Source organism: Streptomyces coryli (genome assembly GCF_011044975.1).
GTDB classification, from domain to species: domain Bacteria; phylum Actinomycetota; class Actinomycetes; order Streptomycetales; family Streptomycetaceae; genus Streptomyces; species Streptomyces coryli.
Genome location: NZ_JAAKZV010000054.1, coordinates 13,214 through 37,956, shown reverse-complemented (window position 1 = coordinate 37,956; position 24,743 = coordinate 13,214). Strand labels below are relative to the sequence as shown.

The 24,743-nt window shown below is 72.2% G+C and carries 18 protein-coding genes; 9 read left to right on the top strand and 9 right to left on the bottom strand.

Going from position 1 to position 24,743, the window contains the following annotated elements; translation table 11 throughout:
* Positions 1-7: 7 nt before the first annotated feature.
* Both G5C51_RS14975 and G5C51_RS14970 read right to left on the bottom strand, forming a co-directional pair.
* Positions 8-1,492, bottom strand: a complete 1,485-nt coding sequence (locus tag G5C51_RS14975; RefSeq protein ID WP_165237390.1) for an MFS transporter — start codon at positions 1,490-1,492, stop codon at positions 8-10.
* A 26-nt stretch (positions 1,493-1,518) separates the two neighbouring features.
* Positions 1,519-3,048, bottom strand: a complete 1,530-nt coding sequence (locus G5C51_RS14970) for an MFS transporter (protein ID WP_165237388.1) — start codon at positions 3,046-3,048, stop codon at positions 1,519-1,521.
* Between the two features lie 89 nt (positions 3,049-3,137).
* Here G5C51_RS14970 and G5C51_RS14965 point away from each other — a divergent pair, with 89 nt between their 5' ends.
* On the top strand, positions 3,138-3,989 hold the full coding sequence (locus G5C51_RS14965; RefSeq protein ID WP_165237386.1) for a helix-turn-helix transcriptional regulator: 852 nt from the start codon (positions 3,138-3,140) through the stop codon (positions 3,987-3,989).
* 14 nt (positions 3,990-4,003) lie between these two features.
* On the top strand, positions 4,004-5,134 hold the full coding sequence (gene dusB, locus G5C51_RS14960; RefSeq protein ID WP_165237384.1) for a tRNA dihydrouridine synthase DusB: 1,131 nt from the start codon (positions 4,004-4,006) through the stop codon (positions 5,132-5,134).
* A 25-nt stretch (positions 5,135-5,159) separates the two neighbouring features.
* Here the strand turns inward: dusB and G5C51_RS14955 are convergent, their stop codons facing one another.
* From G5C51_RS14955 to G5C51_RS14940, 4 genes are read right to left on the bottom strand one after another with little or no spacing between them, the layout of a single operon-like run.
* Positions 5,160-7,199: a glycogen debranching N-terminal domain-containing protein gene (locus tag G5C51_RS14955; protein ID WP_165237382.1), complete on the bottom strand. Its 2,040-nt coding sequence runs from the start codon at positions 7,197-7,199 to the stop codon at positions 5,160-5,162.
* Complete coding sequence (locus tag G5C51_RS14950) at positions 7,196-8,608, bottom strand: MGH1-like glycoside hydrolase domain-containing protein (RefSeq protein ID WP_420824812.1); 1,413 nt, start codon at positions 8,606-8,608, stop codon at positions 7,196-7,198. Before G5C51_RS14950 ends, G5C51_RS14955 begins: the two co-directional genes overlap by 4 nt.
* A complete protein-coding gene (locus G5C51_RS14945; protein ID WP_165237378.1) occupies positions 8,536-9,336 on the bottom strand; it encodes a sugar phosphate isomerase/epimerase family protein in 801 nt (266 codons plus the stop codon). The genes G5C51_RS14950 and G5C51_RS14945 overlap by 73 nt, the downstream gene beginning before the upstream one ends.
* A 35-nt stretch (positions 9,337-9,371) precedes the next feature.
* Positions 9,372-10,418 (bottom strand): zinc-binding dehydrogenase, encoded by a 1,047-nt coding sequence (locus G5C51_RS14940; protein WP_165237376.1) that lies wholly within the window; start codon positions 10,416-10,418, stop codon positions 9,372-9,374.
* A 134-nt stretch (positions 10,419-10,552) separates the two neighbouring features.
* Here G5C51_RS14940 and G5C51_RS14935 point away from each other — a divergent pair, with 134 nt between their 5' ends.
* From G5C51_RS14935 to G5C51_RS14915, 5 genes are read left to right on the top strand one after another with little or no spacing between them, the layout of a single operon-like run.
* Positions 10,553-11,962 (top strand): ABC transporter substrate-binding protein, encoded by a 1,410-nt coding sequence (locus G5C51_RS14935; protein WP_165237374.1) that lies wholly within the window; start codon positions 10,553-10,555, stop codon positions 11,960-11,962.
* 29 nt (positions 11,963-11,991) lie between these two features.
* Entirely contained in the window at positions 11,992-13,008 is a 1,017-nt protein-coding gene (locus G5C51_RS14930; RefSeq protein WP_420824811.1) for a carbohydrate ABC transporter permease, read from the top strand.
* On the top strand, positions 13,008-13,874 hold the full coding sequence (locus tag G5C51_RS14925) for a carbohydrate ABC transporter permease (protein ID WP_165237372.1): 867 nt from the start codon (positions 13,008-13,010) through the stop codon (positions 13,872-13,874). The genes G5C51_RS14930 and G5C51_RS14925 overlap by 1 nt, the downstream gene beginning before the upstream one ends.
* Positions 13,875-13,887: 13 nt before the next feature.
* Positions 13,888-15,108: an ROK family protein gene (locus G5C51_RS14920; RefSeq protein WP_165237370.1), complete on the top strand. Its 1,221-nt coding sequence runs from the start codon at positions 13,888-13,890 to the stop codon at positions 15,106-15,108.
* Positions 15,105-15,974 carry a Gfo/Idh/MocA family protein gene (locus G5C51_RS14915; RefSeq protein ID WP_338118151.1) on the top strand — a complete coding sequence of 290 codons (870 nt, stop codon included), beginning with the start codon at positions 15,105-15,107 and terminating at the stop codon, positions 15,972-15,974. Before G5C51_RS14920 ends, G5C51_RS14915 begins: the two co-directional genes overlap by 4 nt.
* A 9-nt stretch (positions 15,975-15,983) precedes the next feature.
* Here the strand turns inward: G5C51_RS14915 and G5C51_RS14910 are convergent, their stop codons facing one another.
* Entirely contained in the window at positions 15,984-17,888 is a 1,905-nt protein-coding gene (locus G5C51_RS14910; RefSeq protein ID WP_165237368.1) for an amylo-alpha-1,6-glucosidase, read from the bottom strand.
* Positions 17,885-19,249 (bottom strand): MGH1-like glycoside hydrolase domain-containing protein, encoded by a 1,365-nt coding sequence (locus G5C51_RS14905; protein ID WP_165237366.1) that lies wholly within the window; start codon positions 19,247-19,249, stop codon positions 17,885-17,887. Before G5C51_RS14905 ends, G5C51_RS14910 begins: the two co-directional genes overlap by 4 nt.
* A gap of 174 nt (positions 19,250-19,423) precedes the next feature.
* Between G5C51_RS14905 and G5C51_RS14900 the strand changes: the two genes are divergently transcribed.
* Both G5C51_RS14900 and ppdK read left to right on the top strand, forming a co-directional pair.
* The gene (locus tag G5C51_RS14900) at positions 19,424-20,620 is read left to right on the top strand and encodes an ROK family protein (protein ID WP_165237364.1); all 1,197 of its coding nucleotides are present in this window, start codon (positions 19,424-19,426) and stop codon (positions 20,618-20,620) included.
* A 377-nt stretch (positions 20,621-20,997) separates the two neighbouring features.
* On the top strand, positions 20,998-23,760 hold the full coding sequence (gene ppdK / locus G5C51_RS14895) for a pyruvate, phosphate dikinase (protein WP_206313849.1): 2,763 nt from the start codon (positions 20,998-21,000) through the stop codon (positions 23,758-23,760).
* Positions 23,761-23,857: 97 nt separating this feature from the next.
* On the opposite strand, the gene G5C51_RS14890 is transcribed toward ppdK, so the two are convergent.
* Positions 23,858-24,727 (bottom strand): hypothetical protein, encoded by an 870-nt coding sequence (locus G5C51_RS14890; protein ID WP_165237360.1) that lies wholly within the window; start codon positions 24,725-24,727, stop codon positions 23,858-23,860.
* Positions 24,728-24,743: the final 16 nt, after the last annotated feature.

The following is a 24,743-nucleotide window of genomic DNA, read 5'->3' as shown; positions in this document are numbered from 1 at the left end:
CCCCCACTCAGGGCCGCACCGGCCCCTCAGCCGACGGACGACGCGGCGGAGTCGCCGTCGCTGCCGAGTCCGCCGAGCCCAACTGCTCCGCCACCCGCGCCGCACTCCGGCGCCCCCACGCACCCGTCGTCAGGGCTCCCACCAGCAGGATCGCCACCCCGCACCCCGTGATGATCCACCACGCGGGACTGGCCGCCGCCGCGAAGTCCGCCGGACTGCCCTTCCCCGTCCAGCCATGCGCCAGCACCGCCCCCAGCACCGCCACCCCCAGCGCCGTACCCACCTGCCGGCTGGTCGAGGCGACCGCCGCCGCGACGCCTGCCTGGGCGCGGGGCATTCCCGAGACTGCCGTGTTCGTGATCGGGGCGTTCACCAGGCCGAAGCCCATCCCGAAGAGGACATACGCGGTGAGCATCCGTCCCGTGGACAGCTCCGCGTCGAAGGCCGCGAAGAGCAGCGCGCTCGCGGCGATCAGTGGGCCCGCCAACAGCAGCGGCAGCCGCGGCCCCCGACTCCCCACCAGCCGCCCCGACAGCGGGGCGAAGACCGCCGTCATCGCCGCCATCGGCAGCAGCCACAGGCCCGCCTCCATCGGCGACAAGCCCTTCGCGTCCTGCAGGAACAGGCTCCCCAGGAACAGGAATCCGGCCAGCGCCGCAAAGGCCGACACCGCCACCAGCGTCGCCCCGCTGAAGGGTGCGCTGCGGAAGAAGCGCAGTTCGATGAGCGGCTCGGCTCGACGCGGCTCGTACCAGAGGAGCAGCACCAGCGCGGCGAGCGCGACGCCCACGCACGTAATGATCAGCGGTGACGTGACCCCATGCCCGCGCGCCTCGATGATCGCGAAGGTGAGCGACCCCAGCAGCGCCATCACCAGCAGCTGGCCCACCGGATCCGGGCGGCGCGGGTGCGGGGCCTTGGACTCGGGGACGTAACGGGCGGTGAGGAGGATCGCCGCCAGGCCCACCGGCAGGTTGATCCAGAAGATCGAGCGCCAGCCGACCGTCTCCACCAGCAGGCCGCCGACCAGCGGGCCCGCCGCCATGCTGATGCCGACGACCCCGCCCCAGACGCCGATCGCGCGGGCGCGCTCACGCGGTTCCGTGAAGGTGTTCGTGATGATCGACATGGCGACCGGGTTGAGCATCGAGCCGCCGACCGCCTGCAGCGCGCGGAAGGCGATCAGCCACTCGAGCGAGGGCGCCAGGCTGCACAGCACCGACGCGAGGGTGAAGACCGCGAGGCCGGTCTGGAAGACCCGCCTCCTGCCGAGCCGGTCGGCGGTGGAGCCGGCCAGCATCAGCAGGGAGGCGATCACGACGGTGTACGCGTCGATGGCCCACTGCAGGCCCGAGACGGGGGCGTCGAAGTCCTTGCCGAGGGCGGGGAGGGCGACGTTCAGGACGGTGTTGTCGAGGCTGACGATCAGCAGGCTCATGCAGCAGATCGCGAGGATCAGCATGCGGCGCCGGTACGTCAGCGTGGTGGGCATACGTCCCACCGTAATGCGATGTGTGCTCATGCCACCGATCGCGGGAGGCGGAGGCTGAGCAGGGCGGTGGCGGCGATTCCGGCCAGCTGCACGCCGAAGGCCGTCAGCAGCGCGTCCCGTACGCCGATGGACGGCGCCAGCGTCAGGAAGAGCGAGCCGAGGATCGCGACACCCAGGGCGAGGCAGCTCTGCTGGTTCGTCACCGCGAGGCCGCTGCCCGCGCCGGCCCGTTCCGCCGGGACGCTGCCGAGCACCACCCGGAAGTACGTCGGCAGCTGCAGGCCCTGGCCGAAGCCGAGCACCGCCATGCCGGGCGCCATGCCCAGCGGCCCGAGGTCCGGCCACCGCCACAGCACCGTCGCGCCGAGCAGCGCCAGGCCCGCGCCCTGGATCAGGGCGCCCCAGGTCATCACGCGGCGGCCGTGCTTCGGGATCAGCCGCGGGCCGGTCAGCGACGCGGCGAAGAAGGCCGCGCACATCGGGACCAGCGCCATCCCCGCCGCGACCGGGCCGAGGGACAGGCCCTGCTGCAGCGCCACCGCGACCACGAACATGAAGCCGCCGAAGCCGAGGAAGAGCGGCAGGCCGATGGCCAGGCCGGTGCGGAGAGCCGGCTCACGCAGCAGCGACGGGGGCAGCAGCGGGGAACCGCCTGTCGCCTCGCCGCGGCGCTCCACCGCGTAGAAGGCCCAGGCCAGGAAGGGGGCCGCGATCAGCAGGGCCCACGACCAGACCGGCCAGCCCGCCGCCCGGCCCTCGGTCAGCGGCAGCAGCAGCGCGATCAGCGACGCGGCGAGCAGCACCGTGCCCGCGATGTCGCTGCGGGCGCGCTGTTCCGAGCGGCTGTCGGGGACGGTACGCAGCGCCAGCAGCAGCGCGACGGCGGCCACGGGCACGTTCACGAGGAAGATCGCGCGCCAGCCGGTGCCGAGCAGGTTCGCGCTGACCAGGAGCCCGCCGAGCAGTTGCCCGGCGACCGACGAGATGCCGCCGGTGGCGCCGTACAGGCCGAGCGCCTTGCCGCGGCGGTCGCCGCTGGTGGCGGCGTGGATGGTGGCGAGGACCTGCGGCAGCATCAGCGCGGAGGCCGCGCCCTGCGCGACGCGGGCGGCGACCAGCGTCCAGGCGTCGGGGGCGAGGCCGCAGGCGAGGGAGGTGAGGCCGAAGAGGGCCAGGCCCCAGAGGAAGAGCCGGCGGCGGCCGTACGTGTCGCCGAGGCGGCCGCCGAGGACGAGCAGGACGGCGTACGAGACGCCGTAGCCGGCGACCACCATCTCGAGGACGGACTCGCCGGCGTTCAGGTCGCGCTCGATGGTGGGGAGGGCGACGTTGACGATGAAGAAGTCGATCAACGGGAGGGCGGCGCCGAGCAGGACGGTGAGCAGCCCGAGCGGGCCGAGGACGGGCGCCTTCCGCGGGGTGGCCGGGCTCGCCGGCGTATCCGGGGTGTCCGGGATCCCGGCAGGCGCCACGTGCCGGATCCGCGGCACGACGGTGGCCCGGGACGGCTCGCGGCCGGTGAGGGTCTTCGCTGAATCAGTCACGAGGGCAACCATGCGCCGCTTCTCAGAGGGGTACCAGAGACCGTTTATCCAGGTATCAGAACCACCTGGCAATCGGATGCGCCATGCGGCAGCCTGGGAGCATGACCACGAGTGCCGTCGCCCGCCGCGAGCTCGCCGACTTCCTCCGCACCCGCCGCGAGCGCATCACGCCCGAGCAGGTGGGGCTCCCGCCGGGCCGCCGGCGCCGCACCCCTGGCCTGCGCCGCGAGGAGGTCGCGGCGCTCGCCGCGGTCGGGGTGACCTGGTACACGTGGCTGGAGCAGGCCCGCGACATCCAGATCTCCGCGCAGGTCGCCGACTCCATCGCCCGCGCGCTGATGCTGGACCGTCCCGAGCGGGCCCACCTCTTCGTCCTCGCGGGCGTCCCCGACCCGAGCCCGCGCGCCGACTGCCCGGCGATCTCGCCGGCGCTCACCACGATGCTGGCGCAGCTGGAGCCGTATCCGGCGGCGGTGCACAACAGCCGGTACGACGTCCTCGCGTACAACAGCACCTACGGCCGCCTGGTCGGCGACCTGGACGCGCTGCCGGAGGAGGACCGCAACATCCTGTGGCTCGTCTTCACCGACCCGGCATGGCGGGAGGCGGTCGTCGACCGCGAGCAGGTGCTGCCGCTGATGGCGGCGAAATTCCGCGCCACCATGGCCGAGCATCTGGCGGAGGCCCCGTGGAAGGCGCTGGTCAAGCGGCTGCAGGAGGCCTCGCCCGAGTTCTGCGAGTTCTGGGAGCGGCATGACGTGCTGCAGCCGGAGAACCACACGAAGCGCTACCTCAACCCGCGGGTGGGCCTGCTGACGATGGACTTCACCCAGCTGTGGCTGGGCCCGCGCCAGGGCCCGAAGCTCACCACGTACACCCCCGCCGACGAGGCCACCGAAGGCCGGCTGCGGGAGCTGCACAAGATCGCGACTGCGGATCTGGTGGCGGCGTGAGCGACAATGGTCTGATGTCGTCGCTCCAGATCGGCCCGCACGCCGTGCAGCCGCCCGTCGTCCTCGCGCCCATGGCGGGCATCACCAATGCGCCCTTCCGGACCCTGTGCCGGGAGTTCAGCGGCGGCAAGGGCCTCTTCGTCAGCGAGATGATCACCACCCGGGCGCTGGTGGAGCGGGACCCGAAGACGATGCGGCTCGTCCACTTCGACGGCTCGGAGAAGCCGCGCTCGATCCAGCTTTACGGAGTGGACCCGGTGTATACGGGCCGCGCCGCCCGCATGATCGCGGAAGAGGACCTGGCCGACCACATCGACCTGAACTTCGGCTGCCCGGTCCCGAAGGTGACGCGGAAGGGCGGCGGCTCGGCCCTCCCGTACAAGCGCAATCTGCTGCGAAGCATCCTGCGTGAGGCCGTGCGCAACGCCGGCGACCTCCCGGTCACGATGAAGATGCGCAAGGGCATCGACGACGATCACATCACCTACCTCGACGCCGGCCGGATCGCCGTCGAGGAGGGCGTGACCGCGATCGCCCTGCACGGCCGCACAGCAGCCGAGCATTACGGCGGTACGGCCGACTGGGACGCGATCGCGCGGCTCAAGGAGCACGTCCCGGAGATCCCGGTGCTCGGCAACGGTGACATCTGGTCGGCCGACGACGCGCTGGAGATGGTCCGCCGCACCGGCTGCGACGGCATCGTCGTCGGCCGCGGCTGCCTGGGCCGGCCCTGGCTTTTCGCCGACCTGGTGGCCGCCTTCGAGGGCACGGGTACCTATGCGCGGCCGACGATGAAGGAGGTCGCCGTCGTCATGCGCCGGCACGCCGAACTCCTCGGCGAGTGGATCGGCGACGAGACCCGCGGCGTCATCGACTTCCGCAAGCACGTGCCCTGGTACACCAAGGGCTTCTCGGTGGGGAAGGAGATCCGCCACCGCCTGGCGATGGCGGGCTCCCTGGCTGAGATGGACGACCTCCTCGGCGAGCTCGACCTGGACCAGCCCTGGCCCGACGACGCGGACGGCCCGCGCGGGCGCACGGCCGCGGGCCGCGGCCGCGTCGTCCTCCCGGACGGCTGGCTCAACGACCCGTACGAATGCGCCTCGGTGGGCGCGGACGCGGAGCTGGACACCTCCGGCGGCTGACGGTTCGCACCGGGGACGGCGGGTGTCAGGCCCCGCCGCCCCCGGAGTCTGCGGGCCGCCCGGTGAGCGCGGTGAGCAGCGCCAGTGGCGTCGCCGCCGCCCACGCCTGGGGGGAGCAGGCGTGCGGGTACGGGACCGGGGCCGGATGGTCGGTACGGCTGTAGCCGGCGAGGACCTCCGGCAGTCGCCAGTCGTGGTGTGCGGCCGTGTCGAGCAGGCCGCGGGTCAGCGTGAGCAGCTCGTCGTACAGCCCGTAGCGGGCCAGGCCGAGCGCGATCACCGCATTGTCGTGCGGCCAGCAGCTGCCCCGGTGGTACGACAGCGGGTGGTACGGGGTCTGTTCCGCCGCCAGCGTGCGGATGGCCCAGCCGGTGAAGAAGTCGTCCCGCAGGAGGCGGCGGCCGACGCGCTCGCCGCGCGCCTGGTCGAGGATGCCGGACCACAGCAGATGGCCCGCGTCCGAGGCCAGGGCGTCGGCTTTGCGGCCCGTACCGTCCAGGGCCAGTGCGGGGAAGTCCGCTTCCGGCAGCCAGAAGTCCCGTACGAAGCGGGTGCGCAGGTCCGCCGCCGCGGTGTCGAGGCGGTCGGCGCATGCCGTGTCCTGCCAGACCTCGCGGGCCAGTTGGGCCGTGCGGGCGAGGGCGTCGTATGCGTATCCCTGTGCCTCGGCCACGGCGATCGGGCCGGCTGCCTGGGTGCCGTCGGCGAAGCAGATGGCGCCTTCGGAGTCCTTCCAGTTCTGGTTGACCAGGCCGTTCGGGTCGGGGTCGTAGACGAGCCAGCCGTGTTCGGCCAGGCCACCGTCCTTGAACATCCAGTCGATGGCGGCGCGGGCCTGCGGCTCCAGCCGCTTGGCGAGGTCCCGGTGCTCGTGCAGCAGCACCAGGAAGAGCGGCGTCGCGTCAACGGAGCCGTAGTAACGGCCGTATGGGACCTGGCGGAAGCGGGCGAGCTCGCCGTGCCGGATCTCGTGCACGATGCGGCCTGGCTGTTCGCCGCGGAAGGGGTCGTAGGTGGTGCCTTGGGTGGCGGCGAGGGTGAGGAGGGTGTGTTCGGCCAGTTCGGGGCGGTACGGGAGGGCGAAGAGGGAGGACAGGAGGGAGTCGCGGCCGAAGAGGGTGAGGAACCAGGGGATGCCGGCGGCGGGGGGTTTGAGGGGTTCGCCCTTGGGGCCGGTGGCGGGTATACGGAGGGTCGCCAGGTCGGTGAGTCCTTGCGCGCAGGCGTGCGATAGCGCGTTGCGCTGTGCGTCGCCGAATCCGCGCTCCGCGCGGATGGCCTCAAGCGCCGGCCGGGCTGGGTTTGGCGTGGCTTGGCCTGGATCGGCCGGTCGGGCTGGGTTTGGCGTGGCTTGCCCCGCTCTCCCCGTGAACGCCATGGTGTCAGCGGACAGTTCGGCTGCCGCCTCACCCGGAGTGGCCGCCTTCGACGGCTCCCCGCCGCCGTCCGGGCGGGCCTCCACCCGTAGCGCCAGCTCCGTGCTGCCGTGTGCGGGTAGCGCCAGTTCCCAGACCAGGCGGTGGGCCGTGCCCTCCGTCGTCACCTCATCCGGTGCCGGTGCGGCGGTCATGTTCGTACGGGAGTACCACTCGCCCCGCCGATAGCTGAACTCGACTCCATCCGCCCGGACTTCCGCCGTCCGGACCGCGTCCCCCTTGCCGTATGTACGCCCATCCGCCCGCAGCTCGAACTGGTCCGCAAAATCCGCGTCCACTGTCAGCTCCAGCCGCGCCGTGATCCCGCCCGGGCGGTTGCTGACCAGCCGCAGCCGTTCCAGCAACAAGCCCGAGGCGACCGCCTGTTCGCGGAAGACGGCGTAGCCCGCCGGCTGGTCTCGTACGCCCTCCGGTGTCAGCACGCAGGTCGCTGGAGTCGCGGAGCCCGCCGGCACCAGCACTGCGGGCTCCGCGCCGTCTACCGTCAGCTCCCACCGGCTCAGGTGCCTGGCGTCGCGCACGAAAAGGCCGTCGGGGGACGTGCCCCGGCGGCCGGTGATGCCGCCGCCCGCCGTCAGCGCGGCGAACGTGCCGTCCCGCACCAGGAGTACGCGGTCGGCGGCCGTCATCGGGAAGTCTCCGCCGCCAGATCCAGCGCCAGCGCCGCCGTCCAGCTGAAGTCCCGCGTCCCGCGCGCCTTCCCGGTGAACGGGTCCACATACTCCGCGAAGCCCGACCGCCCCGCCCACGCCAGCACCGCCGCGCGCAGCGCGTCCGCCCGGTCCTCCGCACCGTGCAGCCGCAGGCCCCGCTCGATCAGCCACGCCGTGTTGAACCACGCCGGGCCGCGCCAGTAGCGCGCCGGGTCGAAGGATCGGCCCTTCAGGTCGTACGAGGCGACCAGCGGCAGCTCGCCGAGCCGGAAGTGGTCGCCGGACAGCGTCGCCAGCAGGCCCTCCACCACCCGGCCCGGGAGGCCGGGGACGATCAGCGGGAGCAGGCCCGACACGCTGCGTTCGTCGATCAGTTCACCGGAGATCAGGTCGCGGCAGCGGAAGATGCCGCCCTCCGCGTCCCACAGGCGGTCGACCAGCGCGGACGTCAGCCGGTCGGCCCGGTGCCAGTGCGGTGCCGGGTCGGCGCCGGCCGCCGCCGCGATCTCGGCGAGGGCGTACTCGGAGGCGATCAGCAGCGCGTTCGCGGCCGGGTCCTCGACCGCGAAGGCGTGGCCGGTGTCGGCGTAGCCGCGGTCGCGGTAGTCGGCGGCGAGCTTCACGTAGCGGCCGTAATCGAGGTCCGTCGGGCGGTCGGCGGGGTCGCCGTGGACCAGGTCGGCGCGCCGGAACGAATCCGGCGGGGCGGGCTCTACGCGGGCCAGCGGGCCGTCCCAGCAGGGGCTGTTGTCCATGCCGGGCTCCCACGGATGGACGTTCGCCGTCAGGCCCGCGCCGCCGAGGTCGCGGCTGCCGGTGAGGTAGTCGTGCCAGGCCGCGAGCCGCGGGTAGGCGCGGCGCAGGAAGCCGCGGCGTTCGGAGGCCGCCGGGTCCGCCTGGTGCACCAGCCAGGCGGCGAGCGCGTGCACCGGCGGCTGGACGATGCCGGAGGTCTCCGTCCGCGCCGGTGCGCCGGCCGCGGCGCCCGCGGTCGAGGAGCGCCAGAAGTCGGTGCTGGGGAAGTACGCGTCGCGCGGCACCGCCGGGTTGAAGACGATGTGCGGGAGGCGGCCGTCGCCCCACTGCGCGCCCAGCAGCGTCTCCAGTTCGCGCTGCGCCCGGCGTACCGACAGGTGCCGCAGGCCGATGGCGATGAAGGCCGAGTCCCAGCTCCACTGGTGCGGGTAGAGGGTGCGGGAGGGGACCGTGGCCGCGCCCGTCCAGTTCCCCAGCAGCACCGCCGCGGCGTGGCGGCGCAGCCGGTCGGTCTCCGCGGGGGTGAGCGGGAGGGCCAGGGAGTGCAGGAGTGCCGTCACGCGCCCATCCTCCGCAGGAACGCCGGGACCGAGCGGACGGCGTCTGCCGGGTCGCCGGTCAGCCGGCATTCGGCGGCGAGCCAGCCGTCGTAGCCCGCGGCCTTGAGGGCGCCGATCCAGGCCTGCCAGTCGAGGTGGCCGGCGCCGGGCTGGAAGCGGTTGGAGTCGGAGACCTGGGCGTGGCCGATCCAGGGCGCCTGCGCCAGGATCGCCGCCGCCGGGTCCGCCTCCTCGATGTTCATGTGGTAGCTGTCGATGCCGATCTTCACCGAGTCCAGGCCGACGGTGCGGATCAAGTCGGCTGCCTGGTCGAGGCGGTTGACCATGTGGTCCTCGTAGCGGTTCAGCGGCTCCAGGTACAGCGTCACGCCCTCGCGCTTCGCGTGCTCGCCGAGTTCGGTCAGCCCGGCGAGGAGCACCTCGCGGTCCTCGGCCTCGCCGCGGGGCGGCTCGAACGGCGGCAGCCGGCGGGAGAACATCCCGTACGACGCCGGGGTCTGGGCGCCGAGTCCGCCGATCTCGGCGATCACCGACAGCTGCGACTTCAGCTGCTCGATCGCGTCGCGCCGCAGCTCGTCGTCGAAGGCGCCGAAGAAGTGCAGCATCTCGACGCATACGGTCGGCATCACGACGCCGTCCGCGAGCGCCTGCTTCAGCTCCGGCAGCCGGCCGCGGAAGTGGAAGTCGCCCTTGGCGCGCAGCTCGATGCCGTCATAGCCGGCGGCCTGCGCGAACTCCCACCTCTGCTGGAGGGTCTCGCCGGGCAGCAGCTGTTCCTGGGCAGCGGTCTTGAGCATGGTGGTACGGAACGCCTTTCCCGTTGGGTGCGTGGTCAGAATTCCAGGACGATCTGCAGCGCGTCCGCGGGCCGCTCGTCCAGCAGTACGTAGGCGTCCGCCGCCTCTTCCACCGGCACCACGTGGCTGACCAGCGATGTGACGTCGACCTTTCCGGCGGCGGCGAGCGCGAGGAAGGTGCGCTGCAGCCGCTCGACGGTCCAGCGGCCCGCCAAGTGCGGTGGCACGCCGCCGATCTGGGAGCAGATGAGCTGCACCCGGTTGTGGTGGAACTCGTCGCCGAGCCGCAGGCCCGTCGCGTCGCCCTGGTAGAAGCCGGAGGCGACCACGCGGCCGTCGGCCGTGACCGAGCGCAGCGCCTCGTGCAGGGCGGGATAGACGCCGCTGATCTCGATGGCGGTGTCGGCGCCGCGGCCGCCGGTGGCTTCCCGTATCCGCTCGGCGACCGCGTCGGTACGGGCGTTGAGGGTGTGCTCGGCGCCGTACTTGCGGGCCCACTCCAGCCGGCCGTCGAGCGCGTCGACGGCGGTCACGGTGGCGCCGCTGAGCTGGGCGAGGCGGGTGGTGAGCAGGCCGATGACGCCCTGGCCGAAGACGGCGACGTCCTCGCCCAGATTGATGCCCGCGGCGAGCACGGCGTTGTATGCGATCGCGCCGACCCGGGCGAAGGCGCCGGCGAGCGGCTCCAGGCCCTCCGGGAGGGTGTGGCCGAGCATGCGCTCCGCCGGGACGATGCCCTCGCTGCGGTGGCCCCAGATGCCCCAGACCAGGTCGCCCGCCTTGGGCATGCCGGGGGTGTCCGCGAGCTCGGGGGAGACCTCGAGCACCTCGCCGACCTCGGAGTAACCCCAGCCCGCGACCGGGTACTCCATGCCCGCCGCACCCTCGCGGAACAGCCGCGCGTCCGCATCCCAGGTGCGGGTCAGATACGGGTTCGTGCCGCGGTAGGCGGTGAGCTCGGTGCCCGCCGAGATGCCGGAGTAGCGGGTGCGTACGCGCAGGTGTCCCGGGGGCAGCGCGCTGCTCTCGTGCTCGGCGACTTCGACCTGGCGGGGGCCGGTGAACTGGACGACGCGTTCCACGTGGTGACTCCGGGAGAAGTGGGTGCAGGTAAACCGCTTGTGTTGAAGGTATCTCAGACTTATGTCTTGTCAACAAGCAAAAGCGGTGGTGTGATGCAGCACGACAAGGTCCAAGCGCGGCAAAGGATCAAGAGATGCGCAAGCGGTATCTGCGGTCGACGAGGACCGCGGCCTTCCTCGCGGCCGCCCTCGGCATGACCGTGCTGGCCGGCTGCGGGACGGCACAGACCGGGCCTGCCAAGCCGGACAGGAAGATCACGGTGTGGTCGGAGGAGAGCCTGCCTCCGCGCATCGCCGCCACCAAGAAGGTCATCAGCCGCTTCGAGGCGAAGACCGGGATCGAGGTCGAACTGGTCGGCGTGGACGAGGCCCAGCTGCCGCAGCTGATCATGTCGGCCGCCGCGTCCGGGGACCTCCCCGACGTCATCGGCGCCGTCCCGCTCAGCCAGGCCTGGCAGATGCACAGCAACGGGCTGCTCAACACCGAGGTGCCCGAGCAGGTGATCCGCGGCCTCGGCGAGGACACCTTCACCAAGAACGCCCTCGACCTCGCCACCGACGGCGGCACCCGCCTCGGCGTCCCCTCGGACGCCTGGCTGCAGCTGCTCGTCTACCGCAAGGACATGCTGGACAAAGCGGGACTGCCCGCCCCTGATACGTACGACCGGCTGCTGAAGGCGGCCGACGAGCTGGACACCAAGGGCCGGGACGGCATTTCGGCCGCCACCGACCCCGCCGACCCCTTCACCCAGCAGAGCTTCGAGAACGTGGCCCTGGCCAACGGCTGCGAGCTGGTCAACGCCAAGAAGGAGGTGGACCTCGACTCCAAGGCCTGCCGCACCGCCTTCACCGCGTACGACACCCTCGCCCGCAAGCACGGCGCCCCCGGCACCCAGAACGTGGACTCCACCCGCGCCACCTACTTCTCCGGCCGCTCCTCGATGATCATCTGGTCCTCGTTCATCCTCGACGAGCTCGCCGGGCTGCGGAAGGACGCGCTGCCCAGCTGCCCGCAGTGCAAGGAGGGCAAGGGCGAGTTCCTGGCGAAGAACAGCGGCATCGTGACGGCCATGAAGGGCCCGGACGGCAAGAAGCCCGTCCAGTACGGCGAGGTCACCTCGTGGCTGACCACCAGGACCGCCGAGACCGACGCCTCCAAGCAGTTCATCCAGTACATGATGAGCTCCGGCTACGAGGACTGGTTCGGCATGGCCCCGGAGGGCAAGATCCCGGTCCGTCCCGGCACGGCCCGGGAGCCGGAGCGCTACCTCGACGCCTGGCGCGCCAGCAAGATGGGCGTCGACCAGCTCAAGCCCATGGACGAGATCTTCTCTCCCGGGCTGCTCGACCAACTCGCCGACGGCGTCACGCACATGAAGCGCTGGGGCATCGCCCAGGGCGAGGGCGCCCTCGTCGGCGCCACCACCGGCGAACTCCCCGTCCCCAAGGCCATCAGCGCCATGACGAGCGGCCAGATCCCGCCGCGGCAGGCCGCGCGCGACGCCCAGGAAGAAGTCGCCGCCCTCCAGCAGTCCCTGCAGTAGCCGGGCCCTTCCACCGAGGTACGCATCCCATGACCACAACGCACAGCCGGACCGCCGGTAAGCCGGCGCCCGGAACCGAGCCCCCGGACGGCGGCAGGCCCGAGCGCCGCCCCATGACCGCGAGCCGGCGGGAGAACCGCGCCGGACTCGCCTTCGTGACGCCCACCTTCCTGGTGGTCCTCGTCGTCGTGCTGATCCCCATCATGTGGACGGTGCTGCTGGCGTTCCAGGACGCCAAGCTCGTCGACATCCAGGGCATGGGCGTCTTCGGCAACTGGACGCTGGAGAACTTCGCCGATGTCTTCGGCTCGGCCGGCTTCTGGTCCAGCCTGGTCACCACGCTCATCTACACCGCCGGCTCGACCGTCGGCTCGGTGCTGCTCGGCCTGGTCGCGGCGCTCGCGCTGCGCCGCCCCTTCCGCGGCCGCGGGCTGCTGCGCGGCTCGATGCTGCTGCCGTACGTGGCCCCGGTCGTCGCGATGGCCTTCGTGTGGGAAGTGGCGCTCAGCCCGCAGTACGGCGTCGTCAACGAGTGGGGGAAGAGCCTCTTCGGCTGGGACGACCCGATCGCCTTCCTGTCCACCCGCGACTACGAAGTCAGCCTGCTCGGTTGGCACTTCGACATCCCGCTCGCGCTGCTTACCGTCATCGCCTTCGAGATCTGGCGCTACTTCCCGTTCGCCTTCCTCTTCCTGCTGGCCCGGCTGCAGGCTGTGCCGGACGGCCTGGAGGAGGCGGCCACGGTGGACGGCGCCACCATCAGCCAGCGCTTCCGGCACATCCTGCTGCCGCAGCTGATGCCGGTGATCGCGCTGCTGTGCGTGCTGCGGTTCATCATGTCGTTCAACAAGTTCGACGACGTCTACCTGCTCACCGGCGGCGGCTCCGGCACCGACGTCGCGGCGGTACGGGTCTACGACTTCCTCACCTCGCGGTACGACGTGGGCGCGGCCGCCGCCCAGGCCCTGGTGCTCGCCGTGATCCTCATGGTGCTGCTGGGCCTCTACTTCAAGTTCTTCGCCAAGAGGGTGCAGGAGGAGTCCTGATGACGCGCGCACAGTTCGAGGAGCGGTTCTTCGGAGCCGCCCGCTGGGTGGTCATCGCCTTCCTGGCGCTGATCACGCTGGTGCCCTTCTACTACATGATCGTGCTGTCCCTGAAGCCGATCGACTCCCTGCTGGTCGACCCCGGCTCGATCTGGGTGGGAGCGAAGGACCTCACCACGCAGACGTACCGGGACGTGCTCAAGCCCACCTCCGAGGGCGGCCAGGGCTTCCTTCAGTTCATGCTCAACTCGGCGCTGGTCTCCCTCGGCACGGTCGCGCTGACCCTCGCCGCGGCGGTGCCCGGTTCGTACGCCATCAGCCGGCTGAAGTTCTTCGGCGGGCGGCAGGTCAGCGCGATGTTCCTGGCGGTGTACCTGTTCCCGGCGACGCTGCTGGCCGTGCCGCTGTTCGTGATGTTCGCCAGGGCCGGCCTGTCGAAGAGCCTGGTGGGCCTGGCGATCGTCTACGTGGCCCAGACCCTGCCCGTATCGATCTACATGCTGAAGAACTACCTGGTCACGATCCCGCAATCGATCGAGGAGGCGGCCGCGCTGGACGGCTGCGGCCGGCTGCAGACCGTGCGCAGGGTCGTGCTGCCGCTCGCGCTGCCGTCGCTGATGGCGACCGGCCTGTACGTCTTCATGATCGCGTGGAATGAGTTCCTCTTCGCGCTGCTGTTCCTGGTCGCCGACCCCGACAAGTGGACGGTCTCCCTCGGCCTCGCCCAGCTGTCGAACGGCATCGAGGTCTCCAAGACGGTGCTGATGGCCGGTTCCGTCATTCTGACGATTCCCGTGGTACTGCTGTTCTTTGCCGCCGAGCGCCTCCTCACCGAGGGCCTCACCAGCGGCGCGGACAAGGGCTAGAACGGGGAGACACGTGGCAGGCAATCAGGCGAGTGCGGGGCATCTGCTCGCGCTCATCCGTTCCGGGGCCGCGGTCACCCGCGGTGAGCTGCAGCAGGCCACCGGCCTGTCCCGGTCGACCGTCGGCCACCGTCTCGACGCGCTCTACGCCGCGGGCTGGATCCGCGACGCCGCCGGTACGTCCACGGGCGGGCGGCCCTCCGTACGGCTGGAGTTCGACGACCGGCACGCCGTCGTGCTCGCCGCCGACCTGGAGACCCGGCACGCCCGCGCCGCCGTCCTGGACCTCGCGGGCGAGGTGCTGGCGGAGCGGCTGGGCCCGCTGCGTATCGGCGAAGGACCCGAGGCGGTGCTCGACGAACTGGGCGGCTGGTTCGCCGCGTTGCTCGACGAGGCCGGGCGCAAGGCCGGCGAGGTGTGCGGCATCGGCCTCTCGGTGCCGGGCCCGGTGGAGGTCTCGTCCGGGCGGGTGGTGCAGCCGCCGATCATGCCCGGCTGGGACGGCTACCCGATCCCCGAGCGGATGCAGCAGGCCTTCGCCCGGCAGGCCGGCGGCGCCGAGGACGTGCCGGTCCTGGTCGACAACGACGCGAATCTGATGGCCTTCGCCGAGCAGCGCGCCGGCTATCCGGGCTGCTCGGCGTTCGCCCTGATCAAGGCCTCCACCGGCATCGGCGCCGGGGTGGTGGTCGACGGACAGATCTACCGCGGCATCGACGGCGGCGCCGGCGACATCGGCCACATCCGGCTGCACGACGGCGCGGACGCGCTCTGCGCCTGCGGCTCGCACGGCTGCCTCGCCGCCGTGGCCAGCGGCCGCGCCATCGCCCGCCGGCTCACCGAGCTCGGTGTGCCGACCGCGTCGGGGTCCGACGTCAGCGCCCACCTCGCCGCGGGCCAGCCGGACGCGGTGCGGCTCGCGCGCGAGGGCGGCTCGCGGGTGGGCGAAGTGCTCGCCACCGTCGTCACGTTGCTCAATCCGGGCGTGCTGATGATCGCGGGCGACCTGGCCGGCTCGCACTTCGTCACCGGCCTGCGCGAGGTGCTCTACCAGCGGGCGATGCCGCGCACGACCGCCAACCTCGAGGTTGTCACCGCCCGTCTCGGCGAGCGCGCCGGGCTCAGCGGGGCGGCGGCCATGGTCGTGGAGCACCTGTACGCCCCGGACATGGCGGACACCCGGCTGACCGCCGCCGGCGGGACGAGCAGAGCAACTGCGAGGAGAGCACAGTGAGCGCACCGGTACGCGTCGGCCTGATCGGTGCCGGACCCTGGGCCCGTACGATGCACGCCCGCATGCTGGCCGCGGGCCCCGAGACCGAGCTGGCCGCCGTCTGGGCCCGCCGCCCCGAGGCCGCGGCCGAGGTCGCCGCGCCCTACGGCGTCCCGGCCGCCGGCTCCTTCGAGGAGCTGCTCGACACCTGCGAGGCCGTCGACTTCGCCGTGCCACCGGCCGTCCAGGCCGAGCTCGCGCCGCGCGCCGCCAAGGCGGGCAAGGCGCTGCTGCTGGAGAAGCCGCTCGGCCCCGACCTGGCCGCCGCCCGCGCCGTCGCGGACGCGGTGGCGGAACACGGCGTCGTCTCCCAGCTGGTGCTGACCAAGCGCTACCACCCGGCCACCCGCACCTTCCTCGCCAGGGCCGCCGGATTCGAGGTGACCGGCGCCCGCTCCTGCTACCTCCACGGCGCCTTCCTCGGCGGCGAGATGGCCACCGCCTGGCGCCTCGAACACGGCGCGCTGCTCGACCTCGGCCCGCACCTGCTCGACCTCCTCGACGCCGCCGTCGGACCGATCGCGACGGTACGGGCCACCGGCGACCCGCGCCGCTGGGTGGAGCTCACCTGCGAGCACGAGAACGGCGTCGTCAGCCAGGCGTCGCTGTCCGGCTCGGTCCGGCTGCCCCGGGCCCGTAACCGCATCGAACTCATCGGCCCCGGCGGCGAACTGGTCTACAACGCCGAGGATCTCGACCACGAGGAGTGCTGGCCGGTGCTGCGCCGCGAGTTCGCCGCGGCGGTGCGCTCCGGGCGCCCGACGGAGCTGGACGCCCGCCGCGGCCTGCGGATCCAGCAGCTGCTGGAGCAGGCCGCCGCCCGGTGAGCGTCGCCCTCACGCCACCGCCGTGAGCAGCGCCAGCGGCGCCGCCGCCGACCACGACTGCGGTGAGCAGGCGTGCGGATACGGGACCGGGCCCGCGTCGTCCGTGCGCGGATAGCCCGCGATGACCTCCGGGAGGCGGTAGTTGTCCGATGCCGCCGCCAGGTCCGCCACGGCGTTCGCGACCACCCGCGCCTCCTCCTCCATCCCGTACTGCGCGAGCCCCAGCGCGAGCATCGCGTTGTCGTGCGGCCACACGCTTCCGCGGTGGTACGACAGCGGGTGATACGCCGCCTGCCCCGCGGCCAGCGTCCGCACGCCCCAGCCCGAGAAGAAGTCCGGCTCCAGCAGCCGCCGTCCGACCCGCCGCGCCTGCTCGGCCTCCAGCAGCCCCGACCACAGCAGATGCCCGGCGTCCGAGCCGAGCGCGTCGACAGGCGTCCCGTCCCCGTCGAGAGCCAGCGCCGGGAAGTCCGCGTCCGGCAGCCAGAAGTCCCGTACGAAGCGGGCCCGGAGGGCCGCCGCGGTCGTCGTCAGCCGGTCCGCCCACGCCTCGTCGTCCCAGATCGTCCGCGCCAGCCGCGCCGCGTGCCGCAGCGCCGCGTACGCGTACCCCTGCGGCGCCGCCGCGGCGACCGCGCCGCGGGCCCGCTCGCCGTTCGCGTAGCAGATCGCTCCGGGGGAGTCCTTCCAGCTCTGGTTGGCCAACCCGCCCTCGTCGGCGCGGTAGTACAGGTAGCCGCGGTCCTCAAGACCGCCGTCCCGCAGCATCCAGTCGACCGCCGCCCGCGCGTGCCGCTCAAGACGCCGGGCCGGCTTGTCGTCGCCGGTACGGGCCGTGACCTCGCCGAGCAGCACCAGGAACAGCGGCGTCGCGTCCACCGAGCCGTAGTACCTGCCGTACGGGACCTGGCCGAAGTGCGCCAGCTCGCCGTGCCGCACCTCGTGCACGATCTTGCCGGGCTGGGCGCTGCGCGCCGGGTCGTGCTCGGTGGCCTGGGTCGCGGCCAGCGCGAGCAGCGTGGCGGTCGCCGGGGCCGGCCAGTGCGGCAGCGCGAAGAGCGAGGTCAGCAGGGCGTGCCGGCCGAACAGCGCGAGGAACCAGGGGACTCCGGCGGCGGGGACCCGTACCACCTCGTCGTCCGGGCCGCGGGCCGGGATGAGCAGCCCGGAGAGGTCCGCCAGGCCCTGGCGGCAGGCGCGGGCCAGCCGCGGCGGCGCGCCGGCGGCGTGCAGCTCGGGAGGCGCGGAGCCGGACTCCGGGAGCAGGGCCGGGTCGGGGGCGTCGTGGGGGTGCGCCTCGGCGCGGAGGTTGAGCTCGGTGGAGCCGTGCGGCTCCAGGTCCAGCTCCCAGACCAGCCGGCGGGCGCCGCTGCCGGTCTCCTCGACCGCGGCGGGCGGCGGGTCGGCGGTGATGACGGTACGGGCGTGCCAGTCGCGGCGGCGGTAGCGGAACTCCACGCCGTCCGGCAGGACTTCGCGCCCGCGCACCGCCGCCGGCTTCTCGTACAAGCGATGGTCGCCGCGCAGCTCGAACTGGTCGGCGAAGTCGGCGTCGACCGTCAGCGCGAGCCGCACGGTCTCGGCGTCGGGGCGATTGCTGACCACGCGGATGCGGTCGAGCAGCGCGCCCGCGGTCACCCGCAGCTCGCGGAAGAGGGTGTGCGCGGGCGGGTCGGTGCGGCTGCTCGCGGGGGTCAGGACCGACTCCGCGGCCGGGGCGGTGCCGGGGCCCGCCGGCACCAGCACCTCCGGCGTCGCCCCGTCCACCGTCAGCTGCCAGCGGCTCAGATGCCGGGCGTCCCTGATGAACAGGCCGTCCGGCAGCGCCGCTCTGGCCCCCGTGATGTCGCCCGCCGGGCCGATCGCGGCGAAGGTGCCGCCGTGGAAGAGGTGCCGGTGCTCCGCGCTGGTCATGAGCGAGGGCCTCCAGGTGGTTCGCGGTCGTCGGGGGGCGTGAGCAGGTCGAGGGTGAGCGCCGCCGTCCAGGAGAAGTCGCGGCTGCCGCGCGGATCGCCGGTGTGCGGGTCGGCGTATTCCGCGAAGCCGGTGGCGTACGCGGTCCTGACCGCCGCCGCGCGCAGGGCGTCGGCGCGGTCGGCGTAGCCGTGCAGCCGCAGGCCGCGCTCCAGCAGCCAGTTGACGTTGAACCAGGCGGGTCCGCGCCAGTACCGGGTCGGCGAAAAGGCGGGCGAGGTGAGGTCGTAGCTCGGGATCAGCCCTGACCCGGCGGCGAAGTGCGGCCCCGTGGCCGTACGGGCCAGGGCGGCGGCGAGAGCGGGCTGCAGCCCGGGCACGGCCAGCGGCAGCAGCCCGGCCGCGCTCAGCTGCGGGACGAGGGCGTCGGCGCGCAGGTCGCGTACGAGGAAGAGGCCGTCCGCCGCCGACCACAGCCGCCCGGCGAGGGCCCTGGTGATGCGGGCGGCGCGGCGTAAATGCGGCTGCGGGTCGGCGCCGAGCGCGAGGGCGATCTCGGCGAGCGCGTGCTCGGAGGCGGCGAACAGCGCGTTGCTGCCCGGGTCTTCGACCGCGAAGGGGTGGGCGGGGCTCTTCAGGCTGGGGGTGTCGGCGTAGCCGCGGTCGCGGTAGGCGGTGGCCAGCGCCACGTAGCGGCCGTAGTCGAGGTCGGTCGGCCGGTCGGCCCCGGCGCCGTGGCTCAGGTCGGCGCGGCGGAAGGAGTCGGCAGGGGCTGGGATGACGCGGGCGAGCGGGGCGTCCCAGCAGGGGCTGTTGTCCATCCCCGGCTCCCAGGGATGCAGCGACGCCGCGAGACCGTGCCCGCCCAGGTCGCGCTCCTCGCGCAGATAGCGGTGCCAGGCGAGCAGCCGCGGATAGATCCGCGGCAGGAACCCGGCCCGCCACGAGCCGACCGGATCCGCCCGGTGCACCAGCCAGGCGGCGAGCGCGTGCACCGGCGGCTGCACGATGCCGGAGGTCTCGGCGCCGCCCGGCGCCCCGGCCGTGGCGCCCGCGGTCGAGGAGCGCCAGAAGGCGGGCCCGGGGAAGTAAGCACCGGCGGGCACACCGGGGTTGAAGACGATGTGCGGCACCCGCCCGTCCCCCCACTGCGCGGCCAGCAGCGTCTCGAGCTCCCGGCGGGCCCGTAACGCCGAGATATGCCGCAATCCGATCGCGATGAAGGCGGAGTCCCAGCTCCACTGGTGCGGATACAGGCCGCGGGAGGGGACGGTGGCGGTGCCGGTCCAGTTCGCCTCCAGCACTTTGGCCGCCGCGGCGGCGACGGGAAGCGAGGAAGACACCGAGGAGTTACGTAGCATTAACAAGCAAAACTAGCGCCGAGTAGTCTGCTGGACAAGCAGAACTACACTCTCTGGCAGTCGAACTGACGGGGCGAAAGCAGCTCCGCTGCGGTGCGGCGGTGAAGGAACCTGGGGGCTCCGCCCCCAGACCCCGTGGGCAGGGAGCATGCCGAGGAACGCGAGGGCCGAGACATGACGAGTGCAGGTCGCATCCTGGCGTTGATACGGGCCGGCCGCGCGACCACCCGCGGTGAGCTGCAGCTGCTCACCGGTCTTTCGCGGTCGACCGTCGGGCAGCGGCTCGAGGCGCTCTTCGGGGCCGGCTGGATCCGCGAGGGCGGCGGGGTGCCAGGCGGCGGGCCCGCCGGTGGCCGGCCGTCGGCGCGGCTGGAGTTCGACCCCGGGCATGCGGCGGTGCTCGTCGCCGACCTCGGGACCCGGCATGCCCACGCGGCGGTGACGGACCTGGCCGGGCGGGTGCTCGCCGAGCACACCGGACCGCTGGTGGTGGCGGACGGTCCTGAGAAGGTGCTGGACCGGCTGGGGGAGTGGTTCGCGGAGCTGCTGGCGGAGGCGGGGGTGGCGTATCGCGCGGTGTGCGGGGTGGGGCTGTGCGTGCCGGGTCCGGTGGATGTCGCGACGGGGCGGGTGGTGCAGCCGCCGATCATGCCGGGGTGGGACGGCGTCGACGTGCCCGACGGGATGCGGCGCGCGCTGGCGGCGCGGCTTCCCGATGGCACCGTGCGGCTCCCCGTGTTCGTCGACAACGACGCCAACCTGATGGCGTACGCGGAGCAGCGCGCCGGCTATCCGGACTGCTCGGCCTTCCTGCTGGTCAAGGCCGCGACCGGGATCGGCGCCGGGATGGTCGTCGACGGCCGGATCTACCGCGGCATCGACGGCGGCGCCGGCGACATCGGCCACGTGCGGCTGCACTCCACCGAGCCGGACCCCGCCGCGCTCTGCCGCTGCGGCTCCCGCGGCTGCCTCGCCGCGGTGGCGAGCGGCGGCGCCGTGGCCCGCGACCTGACCGCCGTCGGCGTCCCGGCCGCGTCCGGCTCGGATGTGCGCGCGCTCCTCGCCGCCGGGGAGCCGGAGGCCGTACGGCTGGCGCAGGAGGCCGGGCGGCGGCTCGGCGAGGTGCTGGGCACGGTCGTCACGCTGCTCAACCCCGGCGTGCTGATGCTCTCCGGCGATCTGGTCGGCATGGCGTATCTGGCCGGCGTGCGCGAGGAGCTCTACCGCCGGGCGATGCCCCGGATCACAGCTCATCTGAGCGTGGTCACCGCGGCACTGGGTGCCCGAGCGGGGTTGCTGGGGGCCGCGCAGATGGTCGTGGAGGAGCTCTACGCGCCCGAAGCGGCCGATCGGCGGCTGGCCGCCCGGTGAACTGCGCTTGAACCCCGCGGTACCGCGCCTGCATGGCGGCCGTCCGGGTCCGCGAAGTGAGACACGCCGCGTGATACTCGCCACGTTTGATTGAGGGTATGCTCAGATGAGCAGGTACTGACTGCGCACACCTCTCCAAGGCGTGGCACTCAGTGCCATGCATGTGTCTTCATCAGCTGAAGCCCATGCTGCGCTGCGTGACACGTCCGGCCGGTCTGAGTTGCCGTGGACCGACAAACCCGGATCCCCTGTAAGGACAGTCTTCGAGAAGTGAACGCATAGGTCGTCGGCCTCCGGGCCCATTGGATCGCAGGTGCAGGGGCCGAAAGCCGCCATGATCGGAATGTGGCGGGTACCCGGTCACCTTCGATCTGGGTATGTTCCTCGCCGTCAGGGCAGAAGCGCAGGCAAGACCCGTGAGGTGTCCCGTGCCGAAGAAGCAGCAGAAAAAGAACCCCAAGCTCGTCTACGACTTCAGCGAGGGCAACAAAGACCTGAAGGACCTCCTCGGCGGCAAAGGCGCGAACCTCGCCGAGATGACCAACCTCGGCCTGCCGGTCCCTCCCGGCTTCACGATCACCACCGAGGCCTGCAAGGTCTACCTCGAGACGGGGTCGGAGCCGACCGCCCTGCGCGACGAGGTGAGCGCCCACCTCGACGCCCTCGAGCAGCGCATGGGCCGCAAGCTCGGCCAGGCCGACGACCCGCTGCTGGTCTCGGTCCGCTCCGGCGCGAAGTTCTCGATGCCCGGGATGATGGACACCGTCCTCAACATCGGCCTCTCCGACGTCTCCGTCGAGGGCCTCGCCAAGCAGGCCGGCGACGAGCGCTTCGCCTGGGACTCGTACCGCCGCCTCATCCAGATGTTCGGCAAGACCGTCCTCGACGTCGACGGCGAGCTCTTCGAGGACGCCCTCGAGGACGCCAAGCGCGCCAAGGGCGCGACGACCGACGTCGACCTCGGCGCCCCCGACCTGCGCGAACTCACCGAGCACTTCAAGGAGATCGTCGCCAAGGAGACGGGCCGCGACTTCCCGCAGGACCCGCGCGAGCAGATGGACCTGGCGGTACGGGCGGTCTTCGACTCGTGGAACGGCGACCGCGCGAAGCTCTACCGGCGGCAGGAACGGATCCCGCACGATCTGGGCACCGCCGTCAACATCTGCTCGATGGTCTTCGGCAACCTCGGCCCGGACTCGGGTACCGGCGTCGCCTTCACCCGCGACCCGGCCAGCGGCCAGCAGGGCGTCTACGGCGACTACCTGCAGAACGCCCAGGGCGAGGACGTGGTGGCGGGCATCCGCAACACGGTCGCGCTCGCCGATCTGGAAGAGCTCGACAAGAAGTCGTACGACGAGCTGATGCAGATCATGGAGACGCTCGAGAACCACTACCGCGACCTGTGCGACATCGAGTTCACCATCGAGCGCGGCAAGCTGTGGATGCTGCAGACCCGGGTGGGCAAGCGCACCGCGGCGGCGGCGTTCCGTATCGCCACGCAGCTCGTCGACCAGGGGCTGATCGACGAGGCGGAGGCGCTGCAGCGGGTGAACGGCGCGCAGCTGGCGCAGCTGATGTTCCCGCGCTTCGACGACGGCGCGAAGGCCGACCAGATCGGGCGGGGCATCGCGGCGTCGCCGGGCGCGGCGGTCGGCAAGGCGGTCTTCGACTCGTACACCGCGGTGAAGTGGTCGCGGAGCGGTGAGAAGGTCATCCTGATCCGCCGCGAGACCAACCCCGACGACCTCGACGGCATGATCGCGGCGGAGGGCATCCTGACCTCGCGCGGCGGCAAGACCTCGCACGCGGCGGTGGTCGCCCGCGGCATGGGCAAGACGTGCGTATGCGGCGCGGAGGAGCTCGAGGTCGACACGAAGCGGCGGCAGATGACGGCGCCAGGCGGGATCGTGATCGACGAGGGCGACCTGATCTCGATCGACGGGTCGTCCGGCAAGGTCTACAAGGGCGAGGTCCCGGTGGTGCCTTCGCCGGTGGTGGAGTACTTCGAGGGCCGCATGCACGCGGGCGCGGAGGACGCGGACGAGCTGGTCGTCGCGGTGCACCGGATGATGGCGTACGCGGACCGGATGCGCCGGCTGCGGGTGCGCGCCAACGCCGACAACGCGGAGGACGCCGCGCGGGCGCGCCGCTTCGGGGCGCAGGGCATCGGCCTGTGCCGTACGGAGCACATGTTCCTCGGCGACCGGCGGCAGCAGGTCGAGCGACTGATCCTCGCCGACACGGAGGAGGAGCGGGAGGCCTCGCTGAAGGAGCTGCTGCCGCTGCAGCAGGGCGACTTCGTGCAGCTCTTCGAGGCGATGGACGGGCTGCCGGTGACGGTGCGGCTGCTGGACCCGCCGCTGCACGAGTTCCTGCCGGACATCACCGAGCTGTCGGTGCGGGTGGCGCTGGCCGAGTCCCGCAAGGACCACAACGAGAACGACCTGCGCCTGCTGCAGGCCGTGCACCGGCTGCACGAGCAGAACCCGATGCTGGGGCTGCGGGGTGTGCGTCTCGGCCTGGTCATTCCGGGGCTCTTCACGATGCAGGTACGGGCCATCGCGGAGGCCGCGGCGGACCGCAAGGACGCGAAGGGCGATCCGCGGGCGGAGATCATGATTCCGCTGGTGGGTACGGTCCAGGAGCTGGAGCTCGTCCGGGACGAGGCGGAACAGGTCATCGCCGAGGTGGAGGAGCGCCGCGGGGTCTCGCTGAAGCTGTCGCTGGGCACGATGATCGAGCTGCCGCGGGCCGCGCTGACGGCGGGACAGATCGCGGAGTCGGCGGACTTCTTCTCCTTCGGCACGAATGACCTCACCCAGACGGTGTGGGGCTTCTCGCGGGACGACGTGGAGGCTTCGTTCTTCACGGCGTACCTGGAGAAGGGCATCTTCGGGGTGTCGCCCTTCGAAACAATCGACAAGGACGGCGTGGGCGCGCTGGTCCGCGACGCGGTGAAGGCCGGCAAGGCCACCCGACCTGACCTGAAGCTGGGCGTCTGCGGCGAACACGGCGGCGACCCGGAATCGGTCCACTTCTTCGACGAGGTCGGCCTGGACTACGTCTCCTGCTCCCCGTTCCGCATCCCGGTCGCCCGCCTGGAAGCGGCGAGGGCGGCGGCGAACGGCCGCGCTTCCTGACCGAGACCCCTCATCCCCCGGAGCACCCCTGACCCTCGCGCTCCGGACCCCGGGGCGGGCGCCTGTGCGGAGGCGCCCGCCCCGCTTTTCGTGGGCGTCAGTCCTGCCGGTCTTCCGAGAAGACGTCGTCGGCGGAGGAGGCGGTGGCGGCGCGGTCGAACCAGCCGGTGAGGATGTCGAGGTCGCTGCAGCTCAAGATCCGCTCGCGTGCGTCGTCCGAGACTTCGATGCCGCGGAGCTCCAAGAGGCGCACGATGTCCTCAGCCCGGCTTTGGGCCCGCAGCCGCATGGACGTCTCGGAGCGGAAGAAGGAAAGGTCTGCCGCCATCAGGTCCCTCCAGAGGTCTAGTGCCGGGGTAGACCCCAGGCCGAGTTCCGTGAGTTCGGCGAAGATGTGCGCCGTCGTCTTGTCGATCTTCTTCAGGGCGGAGAACAGCACCCTCAGTATGGCACCGGCGTTCTCGTCCTTACTATGAGTAATCGCCGAAAGCGTGGCGAGAGGGATGTCCTCGGCCGCCAGAGCCACGTCCGTGATGACCGGTACGTTGTGCGGGCCCAGGACGAACGGGCGGACGATCATGCTGGTCCACTCATGGATGCCGAAGTGGAACGGCCCCGCTGCCCAGCGGGCGGTGTGCGCGTCTTGGCTCACGACCAGCAGGACGGTGGGAAGCTCGTACTTGGCGTTCAGAAACGCCAGGTAGTACGCCCAACTCGCCGCCTTGTCCGCATCCCTTTTGCCCTGCGCCTCGACGGCGAGCAGGAAGCCTTCGCCGTCCGAGGTCTCGAAGTGCAGCAGTGTGTCGAGCCGCCGCTCCATCGGCCTGATCTCTGTCAGATCCGGCGTGAAGACGGACACGGCCACCGGGTCTGCCAGAGGCATCCCCAACGCCCGGAACGTGCGGGCGAACACCCCGGGATCCTCCTGGAAGATCCGGTGCATCGCCTCGTGGTTTGAGCTGACCATGTGGCGGACGCTATGG

What these genes read in the sequence shown, in the direction of transcription:
- G5C51_RS14975 (WP_165237390.1), bottom strand. Translation starts at nt 1,492, where the DNA reads ATGCCCACCACGCTGACGTACCGGCGCCGCATGCTGATCCTCGCGATC.
- G5C51_RS14930 (WP_420824811.1), top strand. Translation starts at nt 11,992, where the DNA reads ATGACCACAACGCACAGCCGGACCGCCGGTAAGCCGGCGCCCGGAACC.
- G5C51_RS14965 (WP_165237386.1), top strand. Translation starts at nt 3,138, where the DNA reads ATGACCACGAGTGCCGTCGCCCGCCGCGAGCTCGCCGACTTCCTCCGC.
- ppdK (WP_206313849.1), top strand. Translation starts at nt 20,998, where the DNA reads ATGTTCCTCGCCGTCAGGGCAGAAGCGCAGGCAAGACCCGTGAGGTGT.
- G5C51_RS14910 (WP_165237368.1), bottom strand. Translation starts at nt 17,888, where the DNA reads ATGACCAGCGCGGAGCACCGGCACCTCTTCCACGGCGGCACCTTCGCC.
- G5C51_RS14945 (WP_165237378.1), bottom strand. Translation starts at nt 9,336, where the DNA reads ATGCTCAAGACCGCTGCCCAGGAACAGCTGCTGCCCGGCGAGACCCTC.
- G5C51_RS14970 (WP_165237388.1), bottom strand. Translation starts at nt 3,048, where the DNA reads ATGGTTGCCCTCGTGACTGATTCAGCGAAGACCCTCACCGGCCGCGAG.
- G5C51_RS14890 (WP_165237360.1), bottom strand. Translation starts at nt 24,727, where the DNA reads ATGGTCAGCTCAAACCACGAGGCGATGCACCGGATCTTCCAGGAGGAT.
- G5C51_RS14900 (WP_165237364.1), top strand. Translation starts at nt 19,424, where the DNA reads ATGACGAGTGCAGGTCGCATCCTGGCGTTGATACGGGCCGGCCGCGCG.
- G5C51_RS14955 (WP_165237382.1), bottom strand. Translation starts at nt 7,199, where the DNA reads ATGACGGCCGCCGACCGCGTACTCCTGGTGCGGGACGGCACGTTCGCC.
- G5C51_RS14925 (WP_165237372.1), top strand. Translation starts at nt 13,008, where the DNA reads ATGACGCGCGCACAGTTCGAGGAGCGGTTCTTCGGAGCCGCCCGCTGG.
- G5C51_RS14905 (WP_165237366.1), bottom strand. Translation starts at nt 19,249, where the DNA reads ATGCTACGTAACTCCTCGGTGTCTTCCTCGCTTCCCGTCGCCGCCGCG.
- dusB (WP_165237384.1), top strand. Translation starts at nt 4,004, where the DNA reads ATGTCGTCGCTCCAGATCGGCCCGCACGCCGTGCAGCCGCCCGTCGTC.
- G5C51_RS14935 (WP_165237374.1), top strand. Translation starts at nt 10,553, where the DNA reads ATGCGCAAGCGGTATCTGCGGTCGACGAGGACCGCGGCCTTCCTCGCG.
- G5C51_RS14950 (WP_420824812.1), bottom strand. Translation starts at nt 8,608, where the DNA reads ATGCCGGCTGACCGGCGACCCGGCAGACGCCGTCCGCTCGGTCCCGGC.